Below are 21,860 nucleotides of genomic sequence, written 5' to 3' on the forward strand. Positions count from 1 at the left end.
CCAACACCGGCCGGCCGACGAAGGGACACAAGACTTACCCCTATCTGGCTCGCGCGGCCTGCGGGTGGACCGGCCAAATCAGGTCTGGTATGTGGACATCACCTATCTGCCGATGCGTCGCGGCGCTCGGCATGGCCTCGGACCGGTGGCGGCTCATGCCTCGCTCTCCCTGGGGGCGATCATGGACTGGCACACCCGCATGGTTCCTGGCGTGGCGGATCTCGAACATCGAGCCATGGTCCGCCACTGGTCCGAGGACCATGGCAAGGGGACGCCGACTTCTGCGTCGAGGCGCTGAACGAGGCCATCTATCGGTTCGGACCACCGGACATCATGACCATGGAGCATGGTCGCGCCATCGGTCCAAGCGGCCATGCGCCGTCAAGGGTCCCAGTTCACGTCGTTTGCCTGGACAGACCGCCTGCGACGGTCGGGCGTCCGCATCTCGATGGATGGCAAAGGCGTTCGCAAGCGCACCCTGGACAACACCTTCATCGAGCGCCTGTGGCGCGCCCTGAAATACGAGTGCGTCTATTTGCATGCCTGAGAGACCGGATTGCAGGCACGCACCGGTGTCCGCAACTGGATGGAATTCCACAACCACCGCCGGCCGCACAAGGTCCCTGGCGGCCGACCGCCAGCAGTGGTCTGCTCACTGACAGCAGAAGCAACGCAACCCGATCAGCAGGACCAGATCAGAGTTTGAAAAGCGCCAGATCCTGTCAAAAGAATGGAGAGCACATCAGTGAAGGAAAAATTCCGTAGCAGATCAGCAACCTTGGCCCACAAAATTTAACCTATTGAACGTATTATCTCGGCGGTACTGAAGTTACGGCAGCATTTAACGATCAGTGGAAGATGACCTTAGCAATATCAATTCATACGGTCGACGACGGGAATGCATCCTGATCGACGCCACGCACAAGGTTGCAAGCCGTGCTTCCTGAATGCGTTTAGCTCTTTCTGTAATCCTTCAGCAGCCGTATCGCCTGATCGACCTTGGACTCTATCAGCTTGTCCAGAAAGGCGGGCGCCGACATGGCGGACCTGCTTTTCATCGGAGGCACGTGCTTTGCGGCCTTCGACTTTGTGTCTGATTTGGGTCGCGCGCGCGCGGTGTTCTTTCGGATCGTTGCCATTGATCAAGCCTTGGTCTGTGCAGCGTCTGAACCGGAACCCCCGCCTGATGTTCCAGGAGAAGGATTTTTATCTGAACCGGAGAAGGAGGAACGTCGAGCTGACGATTATTGCGGTTCGCACCGCCGCCCTGACATGCATCTTGTCGCGACGTTGCTTTCTCTCCTGTTACCCACCACGGCATGCAGGTAGGCCGTTCTATTAGGAACCTCAGATCGAGTGCACTTCCAAGCGTGGCCTGATCCGCCATCGCATATTTTTCCCGTGAAAGCGTTTCTGTTATCGAATGCTTTGCATTGGCCTGTACGTACCTCCACAAGGTGAACACCTGATGTGTTCCACGAGATGGATTATGGCCTGCAATCTGAAGTTGGCGCGTGTCCGCATGTTTCGGAACGCGTTGAGAGCGTCACGACCGAGGTGTTACACCGGTCCCAACACTTTGGCGCGTCGCAACAGTTGATTGCCCCTTGCTAAGGTACCTATACACGAAAATGGTATGCGCCTCGCAGTCATCACGATTTGATAGTTTCAGGCTGAATCAACAATGAAAATTTGATGCAATCGGCAGAATGGTGCCAATGCTAATTAGGTTCAGCCGCAGAGGAATTGTCGACCAAAGTTTGGACAGCTGAACTCAGTTTTCCGGAACTTAATTTGCAATTGATGCGGCCGCTGCCCGGATAGTTCGCAATATCTTAGACCAGAGCGCGGCATCCTGAGACTGCTTACTATAGAGCGACAAATAATTTGCAAAACTTACGACAGTTTCGATTTTTGGAGCAACGTCCTTCCAATGACGTCCGACACGTCGCTTTAGGATAGACAAAGCGATCACAATTGATCGCAGTGTTGTGGGTGTCTTGACCTTACAACGGTGGGAAGCGCTACCTAGCAACGCGGTGATGGAGAATACCGCGAAATGAATGAACGGTTGAGTGAGGTGCGGGTTACAGGGCCGCGCGCTACCTGGGTGATTGATGATCGATCGTGAATTGCGCGACCGGTTCGTGGCCGCGGGCGTGCCCGAAACCCAGGTTGATCCCATCCTCTCCTATTTCGACCTTTATGGTGGGGCTGCTGAAATTACCTCCGAGGAAGAATATCGGAATGCGGCTGCCATTTATCTGACGCTGGATGGACATCTGGCGCCTGACGATGCGCACAGCGCCGTTGCCCGCTATGTCATCCATCTTGGGGTGCGGCTGGCTGAGTGGGATGGCAAGCACACCGTACCGAGCGTCCTGCGGTGACCATAAAGCCCATGGGCGCCCTCGCTTCGTTGTCTGGTGAATGGTAACGATTTTGCCATCACCGGCGCAAATGTGCCGACAAATACAATCGTGAGTTGATTGGTTAACGGTGTCTTGCTACGCCGAACCTTCATGGTGGTGGTGGAGCAAAGCCGACCACCGACTGACAACAACCCGATTGCAAAGGTTGCACGCTTGCCTGTCCAAACTCCGCACCCCCCTGCAATCCGCAGACATGCGCCACGGCGACAGCCCTCCATGACGCAGACTGCCGGGCAGTTCCGGGAAAGGCCGCATTCGCGGACCCGTCTGCCCCTTCGTACCTAGTGCACATTCATGTCTGAGCCGGCGCCGCGATCCGCGGTGTCTCTTCATCATGCCCGGACCATGGGCTGGACACAGGATACATCATGCCGACGACCTTCAACTGGATCTCTCTTGGAACGCCCCGCAACGCCACCGGCGGCATCGTCACGGTCGACCCGTCAGAGCTAATTGCCGGCGCAGAAAACGCATCCAGTCTCCTGACCGCCGCGTCCGGTTCGGGGCCCCGGGTGTTCGGTTCGCAAGGCGCGCCGCTCTACAACAGCATCACCTCTGCAACGATGATCAATCGCAGCGGCAGCGACAACGCGCTGGACACGGATACGGCCGTCGGCACATCGGCGGATCGCTTTACGACCAACATTGGCGCCGGAGTCCAGACCTTCAACTTTGACGCCTTGGTCAATTACAACGGCACCGTGACCTATGCGGATGGCTCGACCGCGTCGAACGTGACGCTGCTGGTGGTGCAGGCGGAAACGGGCGAACTGTTTCTTGCGCCGCCGCCGGCCACGGGGTCGAACGCGGCGTTGACGCTCAAGCCGATTCAGTCGATCCGGCTGGATTCGGTGGCGAATAATGACGTCAACCTGTTGATCGACCGCCAGCTTGGGATATTCGACGACGGATTTGTCGATGGCACGGCCGGGGCCGACCTGATCGGTCCCAGTTATGCAGAGCCTGCCGCCGGCGGCTCCGACCGGGTCGACGGCAATGACGGGTTGACCAGCGCGGGCACCAATTTCAATGATGACCGTATCCGCGCGGGCGCGGGCAACGACACCATCGACGGCGGTCTTGGAAACGATCTGATCGACGCGGGCGAGGGCAACGACCTGGTCAACCTGACCGGGACGTTCGGCAACGACACCATCACCGGCGGCGCGGGCAGCGACACGCTGTCCGGGGCAACGCTGACAGGCGCGTCCACCGTCACATTCAACGGCGGCTCCGGCACCTTTGCCAGCGGAGGCAGCACGGCCAGCTTCAACACCATCGAGGCCGTCACCACCGGCGCCGGCGCCGATACGGTCACCATCAGCGGGACCGCCGCGGGAAGCTTTGCCACGGGCGCCGGGGGCGGACACGATCAACGCGGGCGGTTCCGGCGCGGATACGATCAACGCGGGCGAGGGCGACGACCTGGTCAACCTGACCGGGACGTTCGGCAGCGACACCATCACCGGCGGCGCCGGCAGCGACACGCTGTCAGGGGCCACGCTGACGGGCGCGTCCACGGTTACGTTCACCAACGGCACCGGCACCTTTGCCAATGGTGGCAGCACGGCCAGCTTCAACACCATTGAGGCGATCACCACAGGCGCGGGGGCCGATACGGTCAACGCGGCCACCAACACCTCGGCCGCGAGCTTCGCCCTGGGTGCGGGCAATGACAGCTTTACCGGCGGCCTTGGTGCCGAGACGATCGATGGCGGGGCAGGCGACGACACGATCGTCACGGGTGGCGGTGCGGATGTCGTCAGCGCGGGGGACGGGCAGGACCTTGTCGATGCGGGTGAGGGCAACGACTATGTCGATGCGGGGGCCGGAAACGACACCGTCGCCGGGGGTGCGGGCAACGATACCCTGCTGGGTGGTACGGGCGACGACCAGCTGAGCGGCGGCAGCGGCGACGACAGCCTGCTGGGGGGCGCTGGCAACGACGTTCTTCTGGGTGGCGACGGAAATGACTATCTGGACGGCGGCCCAGGCGCCGACACTTTGACGGGTGGTGCGGGCAACGACGTCTTCGTCGTGTCGAACGGCGATCTCATCACCGACTTCACGACCGGCGACCCGGCCAACAACGACAGCGTGGATCTGACGGCCTTCTACAACGATGACAACCTGGCGATCATCAATGCGCAGCGGGTGTCGGCGGGCCTGACACCCTACAACTCCGCCTTGGGCTGGCTCAGGGCGGACCAGGCCGATGACGGGGTGCTGAACAGCATCCGGACCGATGCGGGCTTTGCCGAAAACGTCACACTGAGGATCCAGAACGGCGGAACGGCGGTGACGGCGGCGCAGCTGACCGAAGGCTCGACCTCGGTTCTGTGCTTCGGGTCGGACGCGCTGATCCAGACGGTGGACGGTCCCGTGCCGGCCGGTGCGCTGAAGGTCGGCGACATGGTGATGACCCGCGACAACGGCGCGCAGCCCATCCGCTGGATCGGTCAGCGTGTCATCGACGCGGCCGCCTTGGCGGATCGGCCCGCACTTGCGCCCATCCGCATCCGCGCCGGCGCGCTGGGCCAGGCATTGCCCAGCAGCGACCTGATCGTCTCGCCCCAGCACCGCATCCTGGTGCGATCGAAGATCGCCACGCGCATGGTCGGCGCGCCCGAGGTCCTGGTCGCCGCCAAGCAGCTGATGGCCGCCGACGGCATCGACGTGGCCGACGATCTGGACGAGGTGACCTATGTCCACTTCCTGTTCGACGACCACCAGATCGTCCTGTCAAACGGGGCGGAGACCGAGTCGCTTCACACCGGACAGGAGGCGCTGAAGGCGGTCCCCGTCGAGGCGCGTGCCGAAATCTTGGCCCTGTTCCCGGATCTGGCCGATGGAACGTCGCGTGCGGCCGTGCGCCCCATGCTGACCGGGCGGCTGGGACGAAAGCTAGCGGAACGCCATGCTCGCAACAGAAAGGCGCTGGTCGCCTGAAGATCGGAAAGGCGTGCCGATCCTTGGCACGCCTTTTGCCCAACTTGAGGGGTAGGTTTGCATAGTCGCCGCCGGGCGTGGCGTCGGCCTGCGGGGCAGGGTTGTCTGACCAGAGACGTGGCTGCACTGCAATCGTGGTATCTGGTCAGGCGAACCGGAGGGCATCCGATCGTCGATGCATCGCGGCCGAACTGACGCTGCGAAGCGGTTGCACCGTGCCGGCAGATGTCCGACGATAGCGGCGTCGTCTGACGTGACGCGGCGGCCTTGGTGGCGAGGATTTGCATGACTCGGTTCGATCGGCCTTTCGGGACCATGCCCGACGTACACCTTCATGATCGACGCGGGGCGGGTCGCGGTTTGCCGACGTCCGGGATCGATCTGCAGGCTGCCAGGCCAGCCTTCGGCCATGCCGATCAGGTTCCCGTGGGCAACTTTCGCTTCGTCGCGCTGGACGTCGAGACGGCGTGCAGCGACGCGGCAAGCATCTGTCAGATCGGCTTGGCCTGCGTGCAGCCGGATGGCGAAATTCAGACGTTTTCGATGCTGGTCAATCCCAGGTCGCGATTCGACCCATTCAACATTCGTCTGCACGGCATCGGTCCGGACCATGTGGCACAGGCCCCCGGCTTTGCCGAGGCGCTGGAGATGCTGCTGCCCCTGCTGACGCGCCAACAGCTTGTGCAGCACAGCAATTTTGACAAGCAGGCGATGAATGCTGCCTGCCGGGTCTGCGGCCTGGACGTTCCCGATCTGCGCTGGAGCGACAGCGTCACGATCGCAAGGCGGGCTTGGCCCGAACTGAAGGGGAACGGAGGGCATGGGCTGGCAAACCTCAAACGCGTGCTGAACCTTCGGTTCCACCACCACGACGCGGGAGAGGACGCCCGCGCGGCGGCCATGGTCGTGCAGCATGCCGAGCGCCGCCTGGGCCTGCCCTTCGACGACCTGATCAAGCCGGTCGTGAAAAAGCGCCAGCCGCCTGCGATCACTTTGGCGGGAAATCCCGCGGGGCCGCTGGCGGGGTCCACGGTGGTTTTCACGGGCACGCTTGGCATGCCGCGCGCAATGGCGGCCGAGATGGCGGCGCGATCCGGGATGGACGTCAGGGCCGGTGTGACACGGCAGACCACCCATCTTGTCCTAGGCGATCAGGACCTGCTGGAACACGAGGGCGCCTTGCGCAGCGCCAAGCACCAGAAGGCCGTGCAGATGCGGGATGCGGGGCATTCCATCCAGATCATGGGAGAGAGCGCGTTTCAAAGACTGATCGCCGGTTTCGGCGCCGTCTGAGCATTCGGGGTCGGTTCTGCCAAACCGCGATATCGCGGGGCAGCAGACCGGAAACGGAAACGCCGCATCGCTGGTCGGTCTGGCCCCTGCCGCATAATTTGCGGGCACAAGTTCACCGCCAACGTCATGGGTGATCAGGCGCGAGGCACGTCAAATCGGTCTGGGAGAACAGGCGAGGCAACTGCGCCCATTCGATTTTCCAGCATGGACAGGGGTGGCGTGATGACACTGTCCAATCTGCGTGCCGGTGGGTCGCTGTCATTCTGTGCTCAGCAGATGGTACCGGACGGCCAAAGGAAATCCGTGCTGAACGTCAGAAACCCTCGCTTATGAAAGAGGCGCGATGGGTCCTGCAAAGCGAAAAGCAATTTCCTGACGTCGAAACCGCCTTGGCCGGACCGCCGGTCTGCGTGCCAGTAGATCGCTCCTCATGTCTTGGAGCAGCGGTCGACACGACTGGTATCGACGCCGCCCGAACACGACCGAAGCTGTCCGGGCGGCACATGTGCAAGATCCCGCCGCGCGGAAAGACGCGGCGGGACCTTATTCGTCGGTGATCTCCATCTGGCCCCTGCGGGACGTCTGGATCGCGATCACGGTGCAGATCACGCCCGATCCAAGATAGACGCCCGCGGCCCACAGGCCCAGCACGCTGGACATCGACAGGGCCGTCAGGGGGGCGAAGCCCGCCCCGAACATCCAGGACAGCGACGCCACCAGCGCCGAGGCGGTGTAGCGGTTCTTCTTGCCGAAGAGTGAGGCGATGACGCCAGAGCTTTGCCCGAAGCTGAGGCCCAGGAGGACGAAGCCCAGCACGATGTAGGTCGTGGCTCCCTCGCGTCCGCCGGCCAGAAGCAAAGGGCCCAGGACGGCGAAGGCGCCGATCGCAAGGGCACCCAGCATCAGCAGGCGACGCCGGCCGATCTTGTCGGCGATGTAGCCCGAGGCCACGATCGAAACGATCCCCGCGACGGAACCCCAGATCAGCGAATAGAGCACCGCCTCGGGGGGATCGTTCGAATAGAGGAACACCCAGGACAGCGGGAAGATCGTGACCATGTGGAACATCGCAAAGCTGGCCAAGGGCATGAAGATGCCCAGGATCATGCTTTTGCCGTCCTGCTTCAGCGTCGGGCGGATGCGCGAGGGGCGCAGTTCGCTGGAGTTCAGCATGTCGTCGAATTCGGGCGATGCCACGATCCGAAGGCGGGCGAACAGCGCGACGACGTTGATGGCGAAGGCCACGAAGAACGGATAGCGCCAGCCCCAGTCCACGAATTCGTCCGCCGAGACGTTGATCAGCAGATAGGCATAGAGCAATGCCGCCACGGCCAGGCCGATGGGCGCCCCAAGCTGCGGGATCATCGCATAGAAGCCGCGCTTTTCGCGGCTAACCGACAGGGCCAGCAGCGACGGAAGACCGTCCCAGGTTCCGCCCAGGGCCAGGCCCTGACCGATCCGCAGCAGGGCCATGATCGCGATCGCCCACCAGCCAAGCGTGTCATAGCTGGGCACAAGGCCCATCGCGACCGTCGACGTCCCTAGCAGCAGCAGTGCGGCCGTCAGCTTGCCCTTGCGCCCGACGGCGCGGTCGACGGCCATGAAGATCACCGTCCCCACGGGACGCGCGACGAAGGCCAGCGCCAGCAGCACGAAGGACGCAAGCGTCCCTTCGACCGGGTCCAGGAAGCCGAACAGGCGCGCCGGAAAGACCAGCACGCAGGCGATGGAGAACACGAAGAAGTCGAAGAACTCGGACGTGCGGCCGATGATCACGCCGACCGCGATGTCCGAGGGAGAGACGTGGTGGTCGTCCGCGTCCTGGCCGGTATTGAGCCGGGAGCCGGTATGGGTTGACGTCGCCATGGCAAGACGCCTCCTGATAGATGCTGCATTGACGCGGGGTGCACGGCCGGAATGATCCGGGCACCCGCTCCCTTGCCCGTGGCACGGCCGGATTGGAATTGGACAAGTTGTCATAGGTCAACTTGTCCAATGTCGCCCGCCGCCCCGACGCAATACCGCCTGCCTTCAAAACCCCGTCTCGACTTTCGAAGGCGAATCACCCGGCGCGCAGACGACCGTGCCATTGACCCGGATTGATGAAGCTATGATGCGGATAATCAAGCGAGCCTCCTGGCTGATACCCCTGATGGCGCTCTCGGCCTGCAAGGCCGAGGTTCTGGCCCCCACCGGCGACATCGCGGCCCAGCAGCGCGACCTGCTTGTCTGGGCGACGGGGATCATGCTGATCATCATCATCCCCGTGCTGGTGCTGGTCGTGCTGTTCGCCTGGCGCTATCGCGCCCGGAACCGCGATGCCAGCTATGCCCCGGACTGGAGCCATTCGACCAAGCTGGAACTGGTGATCTGGGCGATCCCCGCGCTGATCATCATCGCGCTTGGGGCGATGACCTGGGTGGGCACGCACCACCTGGACCCCTATCGCCCGATCCAGCGCGTCTCGGCGGACACGCCGCTGACGGACCAGACCCCGCTGGTGGTCGAGACGGTGTCGCTGGATTGGAAATGGCTGTTCATCTATCCCGAACAGGGCGTGGCCAGCGTCAACGAACTGGTCGTGCCGGTGGACCGCCCGATCGAGTTCCGCCTGACATCGTCCTCGGTCATGAACGCGTTCTACATCCCGTCGATGGCGGGGATGATCTATTCGATGCCGGGGATGGAGACGACGCTGCACGGCATCTTCAATGCCGAGGGCACGTTCCAGGGGATGGCGTCGCACTATTCCGGGGCGGGTTTCTCGGGCATGCGGTTCAAGGCCCATGCTGTGACCGACGCCGACTTCGACCAGTGGGCGACCGAGACGCGCGAGGCCGGCGGAGAGCTGGACCGGGCCGAGTACATGGACCTGGCGCGCCCCTCCGAGAACGTCGCGCCCCACCGCTATGGCGCGGTGGATGCGCAGCTGTTCCCGCGCGTGGTCAATATGTGCGTCGAGGACGGCAAGATCTGCATGGCAGAGATGATGGATCTGGATCGCCAGGGCGGCACGGGCCTGGCCGGCACCATGAACATGCAGTCGCTGGTCCAGGACCGCGTCGCGCAGCGCGGAGAGCGCGCGCCCACCCTGGGCTGGGAACCCTTCTACGTCAGCGGGTTCTGTTCGCCCGCCGAGGAGGATCTGATGCTGACGCTGCGGGCGGACCTGCCGCCGCCCCCCGTCGACGCCGCGCCCCTGCGGGGACACGGACTGGACCATCCGGGCACCGGGCTGGTCGACATGCTGCGCCGCCCCGCCCGGGTGCTGACCGGCCTGTCGCGCGACCCCGACGCCGACGAGCTCTGAGCCGAGAGACAGGATAAGAACCATGGCCACGATCGACCACAGCACGACCTTTCTTCTTGGCCGTCTGAACCTCAGCGCAATTCCCCAGGATCCCATCGTGTGGGCGACCTTCGTCGTCGTCGCGATCGGCGGTGCGGGCCTCATGGCGGTGCTGACCAAGTATCGCCTGTGGGGCTATCTGTGGCACGAATGGTTCACCACCGTGGACCACAAGAAGATCGGCATCATGTACATGGTGCTGGCGCTGATCATGCTGTTGCGGGGCTTTGCCGACGCGGTGATGATGCGGCTGCAGTCGATGCTGGCCTTCAACGGGTCCGAGGGCTACCTGAACTCGCACCACTACGACCAGATCTTCACGGCGCATGGCGTCATCATGATCTTCTTCGTGGCGATGCCCTTCATCACCGGTCTGATGAACTATCTGGTGCCGCTGCAGATCGGCGCGCGCGACGTGTCCTTCCCGTTCCTGAACAACCTGTCGTTCTGGATGACGGTCGGCGGCGCGGTGATCATCATGGCCTCGCTGTTCGTGGGAGAGTTCGCGCAGACCGGCTGGCTGGCCTTTCCGCCGCTGTCGGGCGTCGGCTTCAGCCCCTGGGTCGGGGTCGACTACTACATCTGGGGCCTGCAGGTGGCGGGCGTGGGAACGACGCTGTCGGGCATCAACCTGCTGGTGACCATCATCAAGATGCGCGCGCCCGGCATGGACTACATGCGCATGCCGATCTTCACCTGGACGGCGCTTTGCACGAACATCCTGATCGTGGCGTCCTTCCCGGTGCTGACGGTCACGCTGGTCCTGCTGACGCTGGACCGCTATGTCGGCACGAACTTCTTCACCAGCGATCTTGGCGGCAACGCCATGATGTACGTGAACCTGATCTGGATCTGGGGCCACCCCGAGGTCTACATCCTGATCCTGCCGCTGTTCGGTGTCTTCTCCGAGGTCACGGCGACCTTCTCGGGCAAGCGGCTGTTCGGCTATACCTCGATGGTCTATGCGACCGTCTGCATCACGGTCCTCAGCTATCTGGTCTGGCTGCACCACTTCTTCACGATGGGGTCGGGCGCGTCGGTGAATGCCTTCTTCGGCATCACCACGATGATCATCTCGGTTCCCACGGGGGCCAAGCTGTTCAACTGGATCTTCACCATGTATCGCGGCCGCATCCGGTTCGACCTGCCGATGATGTGGACGGTGGCCTTCATGCTGACCTTTACCGTGGGTGGCATGACGGGGGTCCTGCTGGCCGTGCCGCCCGCGGACTTCGTGCTGCACAACTCGCTGTTCCTGGTGGCGCATTTCCATAACGTGATCATCGGCGGCGTGCTGTTCGGCCTGTTTGCGGCCATCAACTTCTGGTGGCCCAAGGCCTTCGGCTTCCAGCTGGACGTCTTCTGGGGCAAGATCAGCTTCTGGCTGTGGGTCGTGGGCTTCTGGTTCGCGTTCATGCCGCTCTACATCCTGGGCCTGATGGGCGTGACGCGGCGGATGCGCGTGTTCGACGACCCGGACCTGTGGATCTGGTTCGCGATATCCGGCCTGGGCGTCGCGATGGTCGCGGGCGGCATCGGCGCGATGCTGATGCAGTTCGGCGTCTCGATCTGGCGCCGCAAGGAGCTGGTGGACGAAAGCGGCGATCCCTGGGACGGGCGCACGCTGGAATGGGCGACCTCGTCGCCCCCGCCGGCCTACAATTTCGCCTTCACGCCGGTCGTTCACGGCCTGGACGCGTGGAACGACATGAAGCAGGTCGGCCAGACCCGCCCGCAGGGAACATATCTGCCCATCCACATGCCCCGCAACACTGGCACGGGCGTGATCCTGGCGGGTGCGGCGACGGTCTGCGGCTTTGCGCTGGTCTGGTACATCTGGTGGCTGGCGGCGGCGTCCTTCATCGGCATGATCGCCGTGGCGATCGCCCATACCTTCAACTATGACCGCGACTTCCACATTCCGGCCGAAGAGGTTGCACGGACCGAGGCCGCGCGCGACCGCCAGCTGGCGGCGCTTGGCGCCTGATCGGAGGACATGATGACACCCGCGACCGCAACCGACGTCCAGTACTGGGACACCGACCCCCATCACCACGAGGAGGGGGCCTCGACGACCATCGGGTTCTGGATCTACCTGATGAGCGACTGCCTGATGTTCGCCGTCCTCTTCGCCGTCTTCGGCGTCCTGGGGCAAAGCTATGCCGCGGGCCCGGGCCCGCAGGCGCTGTTCGAACTGCACCTGGTCGCCATCAACACCGCCTTCCTGCTGCTGTCGTCGCTGACCTTCGGGTTCGCGATGCTGTCCACGCTGGCGGGCCGGCAGGGTCCGGCGATGATGTGGCTGGGCGCGACCCTGGTCCTGGGCCTGGCCTTCCTTGCCGTCGAGATCTATGAATTCCACCACCTGATCCACCTGGGCGCAGGCCCGCAGCGGTCCGCCTTCCTGTCGTCCTTCTTCGCGCTGGTCGGCACGCACGGGCTGCACGTGGCCTTCGGCTGCCTGTGGCTGGTCACCCTGATGGTCCAGATCACCCGGCACGGGCTGACCGGAGCCAACATCCGGCGGATGACCTGCCTGTCGATGTTCTGGCACTTCCTGGACGTCATCTGGATCGGCGTCTTCACCTTCGTCTATCTGCTGGGGATGATCTGATGGCCGACACCGCACATGCCAAGACCGCAGCCCATGTCCATCACCCCGACGGCCATGACCACGGCACCTATCGGTCCTATGTCATCGGGTTCATCCTGTCTGTGGTGCTGACCGCGATCCCCTTCGGCCTGGTCATGGCCGGGGGCCTGGAAAGCCGCCTGCTGACGGCGGGGATCGTGATCGGCGCGGCGGCGATCCAGATCCTGGTGCACATGGTCTACTTCCTGCACATGAACGGCCGGTCCGACGAGGGCTGGACGATGATGGCGCTGATCTTCACCGTCGTCGTGGTGGTGATCATCCTGGCCGGGTCGCTTTGGGTCATGCACAACATGAACGCGAACATGATGCCCCAGATGAACCATGACGGCATGCCGCAGCTGTCCGGCTTCGGGACGTAACATGGCGGCGTGGCGCGGACCGGTCCGATGGGGCATCGTGATCCCCGGCACCGTCCTGTGCCTGATCTTCCTGGCGCTGGGCGTCTGGCAGGTGCAGCGGCTGGAATGGAAGCGCGACCTGATCGCGCGCACCCAGGCCGCCGTCACCGCCGCCCCGGTGGCGGCGCCGTCCCCCCAGGCCGTGGCGGGGGACGACACGTTCGAATACCGCCGCGTCATGCTGTCCGGCCACTACCTGCAGGCCCCGGACACGCTGGTGCGTGCCGTCACGGCCCTGGGCGCGGGCTATTGGGTGATGACGCCGTTCCGGACCGATCAGGAGTGGACCCTGCTGGTCAACCGCGGCTTCGTCGCGGCTGACGGGACCGACGACTATGCCCCCGCGCCGGCCGCGCCGGATCAGGTCCTGACCGGCCTGATGCGCGCCAGTCAGGAGGGCGGGGCCTTCCTGCGCGACAACGACCCGCAGGAGGGGCGCTGGTTCTCGCGCGATACGCAGGTCATCGGCGCCGCCGTCGGCCTGGATCCGGTCGCGCCGTGGTTCCTGGACCTGGACCGCGGTCCGGGGCAGGGGGCGCCCATCGGGGGGCTGACGGTCGTGTCCTTCCCGAACAGCCATCTCAGCTATGCGTTGACCTGGTTCGCGATGGCGGTGGGGCTGGCCTTCCTGCTGGTCTTCATTCACCGGCCGCACGGTCGTTAGACGGTCCGTGGCATCGATCAGACCCGCCATCGATCGGGCGTGCGTCAGCGTTCCCGGCCATTGGCGTCGGCCACCCATACCGCCACTGCGATCAGCCCATCAGCCGATCTGCCGCTTGGCAAGCTTGCGCGCCAGGGTGCGCCGATGCATGCCCATCCGCCGCGCGGCTTCCGAGATGTTGAAGTCGCAATCGCGCAGCGTCGACTGGATCGTCTCCCATTCCTGGGTGCGCAGGCTGGTGCGGCGTGCCGTGACCTCGACCGACGGATCGCCCGCCTCGCGGGCGAAGGCGGCCTCGATCTCGGACGTCGTGGCGGGCTTGGCCAGGTAATGGGCCGCGCCTAGCTTGATGGCCTCGACCGCGGTGGCGATGCTGGCGAAGCCGGTCAGCACGACGATGCGGGGCGCAGGGTCCATGCCGGCCAGCGCCTGCACGCATTCCAGCCCGCTGCGACCGGGCAGCTTCAGATCGACCAGCGCCAGGTCCGGGGGGCTCTGCTGCGCCAGCGCGATCCCCTCGTCGGTCGATGACGCATGGCGGACGTCATAGCCGCGGCGGGCAAAGCTTTCCGTCAGCGTCGCGGCCAGCGCGGCATCATCCTCGACGATCAGCAGGCGGCGGGTCATGCGGCGGTCTCCAATGTTGGCAGCAGCAGGGTCACCTGCGCCCCGTGCCGCAGGTTGGCAAGGCGCATCTCTCCGTTCAGGCGGCGCATGACATTGCCCGTCAGGAACAGCCCCAGCCCGCGCCCGGCGCCGTCCTTGTCGCTCTGGAACGGCTGGCCGGGGTCGGCCAGGATGGCGTCGGGAAAACCCGGTCCGTCATCCTCGATGACCAAGGCCAGCTGTTCGGCCCCCCCGGCGACAGAGAGATGCGGATGTTGCGGCTGCCCGCCTCGGCGGCATTGTCCACCAGCTGGCGGACCGCCTGTTCCAGCATCGGATCGGCCATGATCACCGGATCGCAACGCATGTCAAAGCTGATCCGAACGGGCAGGGCCAGTCCCTCGATCGCCGCCTCAAGAAAGGCGCGCGCGCGCATCGCCTGCGCCTCGTCCAGGCGCTCCTGGCCCGATGACAGCAGCATCTCGGACACGATCTGGCGGCATCGCGACAGCTCTCGTTGCATGACGGCGATCTTGTCGTCCAGCTCGTCCCCCTGCGGCGCGCCAAGCGTCTGCCAGTCGTCCAGGGTGACGGCAAGCGTGGTCAGGGGCGTGCCCAATTCATGCGCCGCCCCGCTGGACAGCAGCCCCAGACGGACCAGGTGATCCTCCTCCAGCATCTGCTGACGCAGGGCCTGGATCTGGGCGTCGCGGTCGCGCAGGTTCGCGGTGATGCGGGTGACGAACCAGGTCAGCAGGCTGGCAGCCAGCAGAAAGGACAGAAACATCCCCTGCAGGTGCAGGTCCAGAAAGCTGGGCCCCGCCCCGTGCCACAGATGCGGCAGCGGCAGCGGCACGCCGTTTCCTGTCAGCCAGAAATGCGCCGCGATCGTCGCCAGCAGGATCAGCGCCGCATGCCCCTGGGGCAGCAGCACGATCGCCAGGATGACCTGCAGGATGAACAGCGACACGAAGGGATTGGAGGCGCCGCCCGACAGATACAGCAGGATCGTCAGGCTGGCCACATCCATCAGCAGTTCGGCCGTCACGGTCAGGTCGGTGATCGGGTGCCCCCGGCGCAGCCGCCAGGCGGAGAACAGGTTCAGGAAGATCAGGAACCCGACCACCGGCAGCATCTGCCCCCATGGCAGCGTCGTCACGTCCAGCAGGACGACCGTCCCCCAGATCGCCAGCAGCTGTCCCGCGACCGCGATCCAGCGCATGCGGTTCAGCTGCGCCAGATTGCGCCGGGCGGCGTTCTGCGCGATGTTCGTGGGGGATTGCGTCTTCATCGGTCCTTCCGGGCAGTTCGGGGCGGATGCCGGTTATTCCCGCGGCGCTGCCAAGGGTCCGACGGGCCATCCCGTCTTCTACGACAGAACAGGGGTCGCCGAAAGCGCGCCGGTGTCGCGCCCTGGTCGGGCAAGGATCGGTCATCGGGCCGCGTTCCGCCTGATCATCGGCGGTGCAGGCGGCGTCCTTGACAGGGTCGTGACGACTGCGATCCGGCCCGGATATCACCGGATCGTTGTGATCGGCGGAATTCTGTGCGGTTCGCATCGCAAGCAGGATCATCTGGCATATAACCGATTAGCACCAACGCCTTGGGTCAGGCCGGCAGTTCGTCGAAGCATGGAAAGCGACGACCGCAGTCACCGCCACGGAGAAACGCCGCCTATGACGGCACGCCATCGCCGTGATGGTCGTGCAGGCAATGCGCGTGATCGCCCAGTACCTCGATGACCTTGCAGTCCGATATCGTCCCATGCGCGCATTGGGACAGCATGCGGCTCAGCTCCTGCTGCAGGGCCTCCAGCCGGACGATCCGGTCGCGGACCGATTGCAGCTGGCGCCGCGCAATGACATCGGCGGCGGCGCAGGGCATGTCGGGATGATCCGACAGGCTCAGCAGCTCGCGGATGCTGTCCAGCGGAAAGCCAAGGTCGCGGGCGTGGCGGATGAAGGCCAGCCGCTCCTGTTGCTTGCGACCATAGAGGCGCTGGTTCCCCGCGCTGCGTTCGGGTTCGGGCAGCAGGCCGATGCTTTCGTAATAGCGGATCGTGGGCACCTTGACCCCGGTGGCCGCGCTCAATTTTCCGATGCTGAGCATGAAACACCCCTTGAAGCTCTAGTTGCTAGAGATCCTATCTTCCTGGCCACAGGACGAAAAGACCCATGGCAGGATTCGACATGACGGATGACACGACACACCGGCGGGAATGGACCGTCACGGGCATGGATTGCGCCGGATGCACGGCCAAGGTCGTGCGCGCGGTTGAGCGGATGCCCGGCGTCCGCGCGGCCCGGGTCGCGCTGATGGCCGAACGGCTGAGCGTCGACCTGGACCCCGGCACCACCCGGTCGGACCAGATCGAGGCGGTCGTCCAGGCCTTGGGTTATGGCATCGCGCCGACGGTGGCGGTCGATGACGTGCCCGAACAGTCGGTCCGCCCCGCGGCGGGTGCGGAACCGTCGTGGTACCGGACGGCCAAGGGGCGGCTGGTGGTGCTGACCGGACTGCTGCTGGCGCTGGCCTGGATCGTGGCGCTGCTGACGCCCGAGGGCGGCGGGTATGCGGCATTCGTCGCGGCCTGCCTGATCGGGGTGGCCCCCGTGGCCTGGCGCGCCATTGCGGCGCTGCGCATGGGCCAGCCCTTCACGATCGAAAGCCTGATGACCATCGCTGCGGGCGGCGCCCTGCTGATCGGCGCGGCCGAGGAGGCGGCGCTGGTCGTGTTCCTGTTCGCCGTGGGCGAGGTTCTGGAAGGCGTCGCCGCCGGCCGGGCCCGCCAGGGCATCCGCGTGCTGGCCGATCTGGTGCCCAAGACCGCGATGCTGGAGCAGTCGGGCGGGACACGCACCGTCCCCGCCGACAGCCTGACGATCGGGCAGGTGGTCCTGATCCGCCCCGGCGACCGCATCCCCGCGGATGGCGACATCGTCGAAGGGACCAGCGGCATCGACGAAAGCCCCGTGACCGGCGAAAGCGTCCCGCAGACCCGCGGCGTGGGCGATGCGGTCTTTGCCGGCGCGATCAACACCCAGGCCGCGTTGCGGATGCGCGTGACGCGCGAACCCCGCGACAACACCATCGCCCGCATCATCCGCCTCGTCGAAGACGCCGAAGACGCGCGCGCCCCGACCGAGCGGTTCATCGACCGCTTCTCTCGGATCTACATGCCTGCGATCATCGCGCTGTCGGCGCTGGTGATCCTGGTGCCGCCGCTGGCCTTCGGGCAGGACTGGACCACTTGGATCTATCGCGGTCTGGCGCTGCTGCTGATCGGGTGCCCGTGCGCGCTGGTGATCTCTGTCCCGGCGTCGATCGCGTCGGCGCTGTCTGCAGGGGCGCGGCGGGGGCTGTTAATGAAGGGCGGCGCCGTGATCGAGGCGGCGGCGCAGGTGACGCATGTCGTCTTCGACAAGACCGGCACGCTGACCCGCGGGCGCCCGGTCGTGACCGACCTGATCCCGGCACCGGGCGTCGCCGAGATCGACCTGTTGTCCATCGCCGCGGGTGTCGAGGCCGGATCGGGTCACCCCCTGGCGCAGGCGATCGTTGCCCGGGCAAAGGCCGCGGGCGCTCCTATGCCCGCGTCGCGGGATGCCCGTGCCTTGCCCGGGCGTGGGGCGGTGGCGACAGTGGGCGGCGCGCCCGCTTGGGTCACATCTCCCTCTCACGCCGCGGAGACGGGCGGCGTCGACCCCGCGGCTCTGTCACGCGTCACCGCGCTTGAGGAACAGGGCCGGACCGTCGTCGCGGTGTTTCGGACGGGACAGCCCTTGGGGCTGATCGCGATGCGCGACGAACCGCGCCCCGATGCGGCCGCCGCCATTCGCCAGCTGTCGGCGATGGGCTTAGGCGCGACGATGCTGACGGGCGACAACGCCCGCACCGCCGCCGCGATCGCGGGGGAAATCGGGTTGGATCATCGCGCGGGCATGCTGCCCGAGGACAAGCTGACCGCGATCCGCGCGATGAACCGCCAGGGCGGCGTGATGATGGTCGGTGACGGGATCAACGACGCCCCGGCGCTGAAGGAGGCCCGCGTCGGCATCGCGATGGGATCGGGGTCCGATGTCGCGCTGGAGACGGCGGACGGTGCGATGCTGCGCGACCATGTCACCGATGCGCCGGCGATCATCCGGCTGGCGCGGGCGACGATGGGCAACATCCGCCAGAACGTTGCCCTGGCGCTTGGGCTCAAGGCGGTGTTCCTGGTCACGACGGTCATGGGCGTCACCGGGCTGTGGATCGCCATCCTGGCCGATACCGGCGCGACGGTGCTGGTCACGCTGAACGCCCTGCGGCTGCTGGCCTTCGATCCGACGCGCGAGGCCTGACGCGGTCAGCGCCCGGCCAACGCGCGGGATTCCGCACGGATGCGGATTGTCAGCACGCAGGCGTTCAGGATGGTGAAGAGGGCCGCGACCCCCCACAGGCCCAGGACCATCGGCGCCACGATGATCTCGGCGATGACGACGGCATAGTTCGGGTGCGACATCCAGCGATAGGGCCCGCGTGCCACCAGCGGCGCGTCCAGCACGATGATGCGCGTGGTCCAGCGCGGCCCCAGGCTGGCAAGCACCCAAACCCGCAGACTCTGCAGGACCACGAAGGCGGCAAGCCACCCGGGGTGGACCGGGTTGGACCATCCCCAGATGCAGATGGCCGCCAGCCAGGCTGCGTGCATCGCGACGATCAATGGATAGTGCCCCGCCCCGTGTTCGACCGCCCCCTGGGCCAGCAGGCGGCGGGTGTTGCGCCGGGCGACAAGCAGTTCGGCCCCGCGCTGCAGCAGCAGGAAGGCGATGAAGGCCAGGGATGCGGCGTGATGCTCCATCCTACTGCACCGTGATCGGCAGGACCGACAGCGTGAAGCCCGGCCCAAGCGCCATGGCCAACAGCGATCCGCGCGTGCCCGCGCGCAGCACCTGTTCCAGAACGAACAGGACGGTCGGGGCGGACATGTTGCCGTTCTGCGCCAGGACCCGGCGTTCGACGTCCAGCGACCCCTCCGGCAGGGACAGCGTGGTCTCCAGCGCGGTGATGACCTTGGCGCCGCCCGGGTGGCAGACGTGGCGGTCGACCGGATGATCCGGGATCAGGCCGTCCAGCGCCGTCCGCAATTCCGCCTCGGCAAAGCTGGGGATCGATCGGTCGAAGACGACGCCCAAGCCGGTTTCCTCGACCGTCCAGCCCATGATGCCCAGGGTGTCGGGCCACATGTGCTGGCGGCCCCGTCCGATCCGGGGGCGTGCATCGTCGGCCGCGTGGCCCGCGCGCAGGACGACCGCCGCGGCCCCGTCGCCGAACAGCGCGGTGGCAATGATGTCGGCCTTGGCCAGCCGGTCCAGGCGAAAGAGGACGGTGCAGGTCTCGACCGCGACCATCAGGACCACGGCGCCGGGGCGGGCGGTCGCCAGGTCGGCGGCGATGGACAGACCCGACACGCCCCCCGCGCAGCCCAGGCCAAAAACCGGCACCCGCATCGCGTCGGCGCGAAAGCCCAAGTCGCGCGCGGTCAGCGCCTCCAGCGTCGGCGTCACGATCCCGGTCGAGGATACGGTGACGATGATGTCCACCTGGTCCGCCCGCAGCCCCGCCTGATCCAGCGCCAGCCCGGCCGCGTCGCGAAACAGCGCCGCGGCCCCTTCGGCATAGGCGCGGGTGCGGTCGACCCAGCCATGGGGCTGCCGGAACCAGTCCAGCGGCACGACGGAATGCCGCGTGTCGATGCCGGCGTTCTGGAACGCCGGGGCAAGCCGGTCGAACTGAGAGAAGCGCGATTGCAGCAAGGCGCGCGACTCCGTCACGATATCATCCTGGCGCAGCAGGTTGGGCGGGACGGCGGTGGCGATGGACAGCAGCCGGGGTCGGTCGTCTTCGGTCCAGGGGGTCATGCGGGTCCTGTCGTCGGGGTTTCGGGCACGACCACAGTGGACAGGCGCACCAGGGATGCAGCGGGTTCATCCATGTAACGCGCAAGGGGCGCGAAAGGTGCCCGGCCCGCGTGTATGGCGGGCCGGGGGCAGGGGCTAGCGCAGGACGTAGTCGACCTGCGATCCGTCCTCGGCGGCAAAGCGGACATGGACCAGCGTCGCGCCTGCGTACCATAGGTCGCGGTTCAGCCCGCCGCGCAGTGCGTAATGTGTGGCGGCGACCGTGCCCGAGCCGGTGGCCACGTTTTCTGTGCCCAGGTTGCTGACGCTGATCGGGTCGGTGCTGCCGTCGATGGTGTTCAGCACCGCCGATGACCGCACCATGTCGGCGTTCCACAGGCTGGCCGGGATCAGCGAGGTCGCACCGACCCGGATGTCATGCGGCGTGCCGTTGTCATCCGTGCGCGAGGTCAGGCCGGCCAGCTGGCCACCACGCCAGGTCTCGGTGCTGGTCTGGGAAAAGCGATAGGCGCTGACGCCGATCACCGGGACCTTGACCTTGACGTCGGTGGCGATGTCCACGGTGAGGTCGTCGCCCGATCCGCGGAAGGTGACGACATAGTCGCCGATGTCGCGGTCCTTGCGGATCACGTCGAAGGCCAGGCGCCCCGATGCGGGGACACTGGCGCCGGGGGATGCCATGGCGGCAGGCGCCAGGGCCAGCGCGGTCAGCAGCGACAGAAGGCGGGTCATGCGGGTTTTCATGTCAGATCGTTCCCATGCCGATGAACAGGTTGCGGTTCGCATCCGCGATGGCGCGGCGGCCATGCATGACGCGGGTGTTGTCCAGGATGGCGATGTCGCCGTCCTGCCAGTTGATCTCATGCGTGACCTCCTCGGCCAGCGCGCGGATCTGCTCGATCTCGTCCGGGGTCACCTCGGTGCCGTCGGCCATCGCATAGCGGGGCGGCTGATAGTTGTGCGACGGACCCAGGACGGCATTGGCAAAGCCGCGTGTCTCTCCCCCGAACGCCGACGGGCGCACCGGGTCCAGCGTCAGGCGATAGGTCAGCGAGCCGTCCGGGTGCAGGGCAAAGTCCTGATCCGGGATCGCCGCCTTGAACTGCAGGACATGCTCCATCGTGACCTGCGCCGGGTCCGAGATGGCGGGGTGTTCGTTCGCCAGATAGCGCTTCCATAGCGCCTCGGGCAGGACGCGTTCGACGGTCATGCGCTGCGACCAGCGGGCCTTTTGGGCATCGTCGAACCGATCCCAGACCGCGCGCCCATCGCAGATGGTGGTCTGCGACCCTTCGAAGGCGGCGGTCTGGGCAAAGAAGGTCACGATGTCGGGACAGCGGGGCGTGTTGCCGTTCTCGATATGCAGGCCGATGGGGCCCAGGCCCGCATCGACCATCTGCGTAGTGTCCGTGGTATGGCTGCGCGCCGGATCGAAGGTCACGCGGCGGCACAGCGTCGTCACTACGCCCGAGAACGCTCCCATGTCGGGCTGAAAGCCGCGCAGCAGCGTCCAGCCGTCGCGGGCCAGGTCCTCGCGGATGGTGGCCAGCAGGCTCGGATCGGTCAGGCCGCCCGGATGGTCGCGGTGGCGCAGGATGTTGTAGCTCATG

Annotated in this window: 19 protein-coding genes and 2 pseudogenes; 12 read left to right on the plus strand and 9 right to left on the minus strand. The window is 65.6% G+C overall.

Going from position 1 to position 21,860, the window contains the following annotated elements; translation table 11 throughout:
• The first annotated feature begins 91 nt into the window (after positions 1-91).
• The 6 genes and pseudogenes from F1642_RS16180 to F1642_RS00930 all read left to right on the plus strand — a co-directional run bounded on the left by F1642_RS16180 (position 92) and on the right by F1642_RS00930 (position 6,674).
• Complete coding sequence (locus F1642_RS16180; RefSeq protein WP_370582732.1) at positions 92-298, plus strand: hypothetical protein; 207 nt, start codon at positions 92-94, stop codon at positions 296-298.
• A gap of 740 nt (positions 299-1,038) precedes the next feature.
• A complete protein-coding gene (locus tag F1642_RS00905) occupies positions 1,039-1,329 on the plus strand; it encodes a hypothetical protein (RefSeq protein WP_176695021.1) in 291 nt (96 codons plus the stop codon).
• A gap of 788 nt (positions 1,330-2,117) precedes the next feature.
• On the plus strand, positions 2,118-2,390 hold the full coding sequence (locus F1642_RS00910; RefSeq protein ID WP_046000905.1) for a hypothetical protein: 273 nt from the start codon (positions 2,118-2,120) through the stop codon (positions 2,388-2,390).
• 605 nt (positions 2,391-2,995) lie between these two features.
• Positions 2,996-3,619 (plus strand): annotated as a pseudogene (locus F1642_RS15175) (calcium-binding protein); the annotation flags it as partial.
• A 157-nt stretch (positions 3,620-3,776) separates the two neighbouring features.
• Positions 3,777-5,381, plus strand: coding sequence for a Hint domain-containing protein (locus tag F1642_RS15180; protein WP_255522024.1), 1,605 nt, complete (start codon positions 3,777-3,779; stop codon positions 5,379-5,381).
• 426 nt (positions 5,382-5,807) lie between these two features.
• Positions 5,808-6,674: an exonuclease domain-containing protein gene (locus F1642_RS00930; RefSeq protein WP_370582733.1), complete on the plus strand. Its 867-nt coding sequence runs from the start codon at positions 5,808-5,810 to the stop codon at positions 6,672-6,674.
• 543 nt (positions 6,675-7,217) lie between these two features.
• Here the strand turns inward: F1642_RS00930 and F1642_RS00935 are convergent.
• Complete coding sequence (locus tag F1642_RS00935; protein WP_194885215.1) at positions 7,218-8,540, minus strand: MFS transporter; 1,323 nt, start codon at positions 8,538-8,540, stop codon at positions 7,218-7,220.
• Between the two features lie 286 nt (positions 8,541-8,826).
• Between F1642_RS00935 and cyoA the strand changes: the two genes are divergently transcribed.
• Genes cyoA through F1642_RS00960 form a run of 5 tightly spaced genes read left to right on the plus strand, consistent with a single transcriptional unit; the run spans position 8,827 to position 13,741 of the window.
• On the plus strand, positions 8,827-9,984 hold the full coding sequence (cyoA, locus tag F1642_RS00940) for a ubiquinol oxidase subunit II (RefSeq protein WP_255522025.1): 1,158 nt from the start codon (positions 8,827-8,829) through the stop codon (positions 9,982-9,984).
• A 22-nt stretch (positions 9,985-10,006) separates the two neighbouring features.
• A complete protein-coding gene (cyoB, locus tag F1642_RS00945) occupies positions 10,007-12,010 on the plus strand; it encodes a cytochrome o ubiquinol oxidase subunit I (RefSeq protein ID WP_194885217.1) in 2,004 nt (667 codons plus the stop codon).
• A gap of 12 nt (positions 12,011-12,022) precedes the next feature.
• The gene (gene cyoC, locus F1642_RS00950) at positions 12,023-12,637 is read left to right on the plus strand and encodes a cytochrome o ubiquinol oxidase subunit III (protein ID WP_255522026.1); all 615 of its coding nucleotides are present in this window, start codon (positions 12,023-12,025) and stop codon (positions 12,635-12,637) included.
• The gene (gene cyoD / locus F1642_RS00955) at positions 12,634-13,038 is read left to right on the plus strand and encodes a cytochrome o ubiquinol oxidase subunit IV (protein ID WP_046001140.1); all 405 of its coding nucleotides are present in this window, start codon (positions 12,634-12,636) and stop codon (positions 13,036-13,038) included. Before cyoC ends, cyoD begins: the two co-directional genes overlap by 4 nt.
• Before the next feature lies 1 nt (position 13,039).
• Positions 13,040-13,741, plus strand: a complete 702-nt coding sequence (locus tag F1642_RS00960) for an SURF1 family protein (RefSeq protein ID WP_194885218.1) — start codon at positions 13,040-13,042, stop codon at positions 13,739-13,741.
• 99 nt (positions 13,742-13,840) lie between these two features.
• Here F1642_RS00960 and F1642_RS00965 read toward each other — a convergent pair whose 3' ends face one another.
• The 4 genes and pseudogenes from F1642_RS00965 to F1642_RS00975 all read right to left on the minus strand — a co-directional run bounded on the left by F1642_RS00965 (position 13,841) and on the right by F1642_RS00975 (position 16,456).
• Positions 13,841-14,368 (minus strand): response regulator transcription factor, encoded by a 528-nt coding sequence (locus tag F1642_RS00965; RefSeq protein ID WP_139597638.1) that lies wholly within the window; start codon positions 14,366-14,368, stop codon positions 13,841-13,843.
• Complete coding sequence (locus tag F1642_RS16185) at positions 14,365-14,709, minus strand: ATP-binding protein (protein WP_370582734.1); 345 nt, start codon at positions 14,707-14,709, stop codon at positions 14,365-14,367. Before F1642_RS16185 ends, F1642_RS00965 begins: the two co-directional genes overlap by 4 nt.
• A 119-nt stretch (positions 14,710-14,828) precedes the next feature.
• A pseudogene (locus F1642_RS00970) lies at positions 14,829-15,638 on the minus strand (hypothetical protein); the annotation flags it as partial.
• Between the two features lie 383 nt (positions 15,639-16,021).
• A complete protein-coding gene (locus tag F1642_RS00975) occupies positions 16,022-16,456 on the minus strand; it encodes a helix-turn-helix domain-containing protein (protein ID WP_194885220.1) in 435 nt (144 codons plus the stop codon).
• Between the two features lie 80 nt (positions 16,457-16,536).
• Here F1642_RS00975 and F1642_RS00980 point away from each other — a divergent pair, with 80 nt between their 5' ends.
• The gene (locus F1642_RS00980) at positions 16,537-18,690 is read left to right on the plus strand and encodes a heavy metal translocating P-type ATPase (RefSeq protein ID WP_194885221.1); all 2,154 of its coding nucleotides are present in this window, start codon (positions 16,537-16,539) and stop codon (positions 18,688-18,690) included.
• A gap of 5 nt (positions 18,691-18,695) precedes the next feature.
• Here the strand turns inward: F1642_RS00980 and F1642_RS00985 are convergent, their stop codons facing one another.
• From F1642_RS00985 to F1642_RS01000, 4 genes are all read right to left on the minus strand, one after another.
• Positions 18,696-19,190, minus strand: coding sequence for an isoprenylcysteine carboxyl methyltransferase family protein (locus tag F1642_RS00985; protein WP_194885222.1), 495 nt, complete (start codon positions 19,188-19,190; stop codon positions 18,696-18,698).
• 1 nt (position 19,191) lies between these two features.
• Positions 19,192-20,250: a type III polyketide synthase gene (locus F1642_RS00990; protein ID WP_194885223.1), complete on the minus strand. Its 1,059-nt coding sequence runs from the start codon at positions 20,248-20,250 to the stop codon at positions 19,192-19,194.
• Between the two features lie 135 nt (positions 20,251-20,385).
• Positions 20,386-20,982 carry a DUF6134 family protein gene (locus F1642_RS00995; RefSeq protein ID WP_194885224.1) on the minus strand — a complete coding sequence of 199 codons (597 nt, stop codon included), beginning with the start codon at positions 20,980-20,982 and terminating at the stop codon, positions 20,386-20,388.
• A 13-nt stretch (positions 20,983-20,995) separates the two neighbouring features.
• A complete protein-coding gene (locus F1642_RS01000) occupies positions 20,996-21,859 on the minus strand; it encodes a TauD/TfdA family dioxygenase (RefSeq protein WP_194885225.1) in 864 nt (287 codons plus the stop codon).
• Position 21,860 lies beyond the last annotated feature (1 nt).

This window comes from Paracoccus sp. NBH48, from assembly GCF_015390265.1.
GTDB lineage: Bacteria > Pseudomonadota > Alphaproteobacteria > Rhodobacterales > Rhodobacteraceae > Paracoccus > Paracoccus marcusii.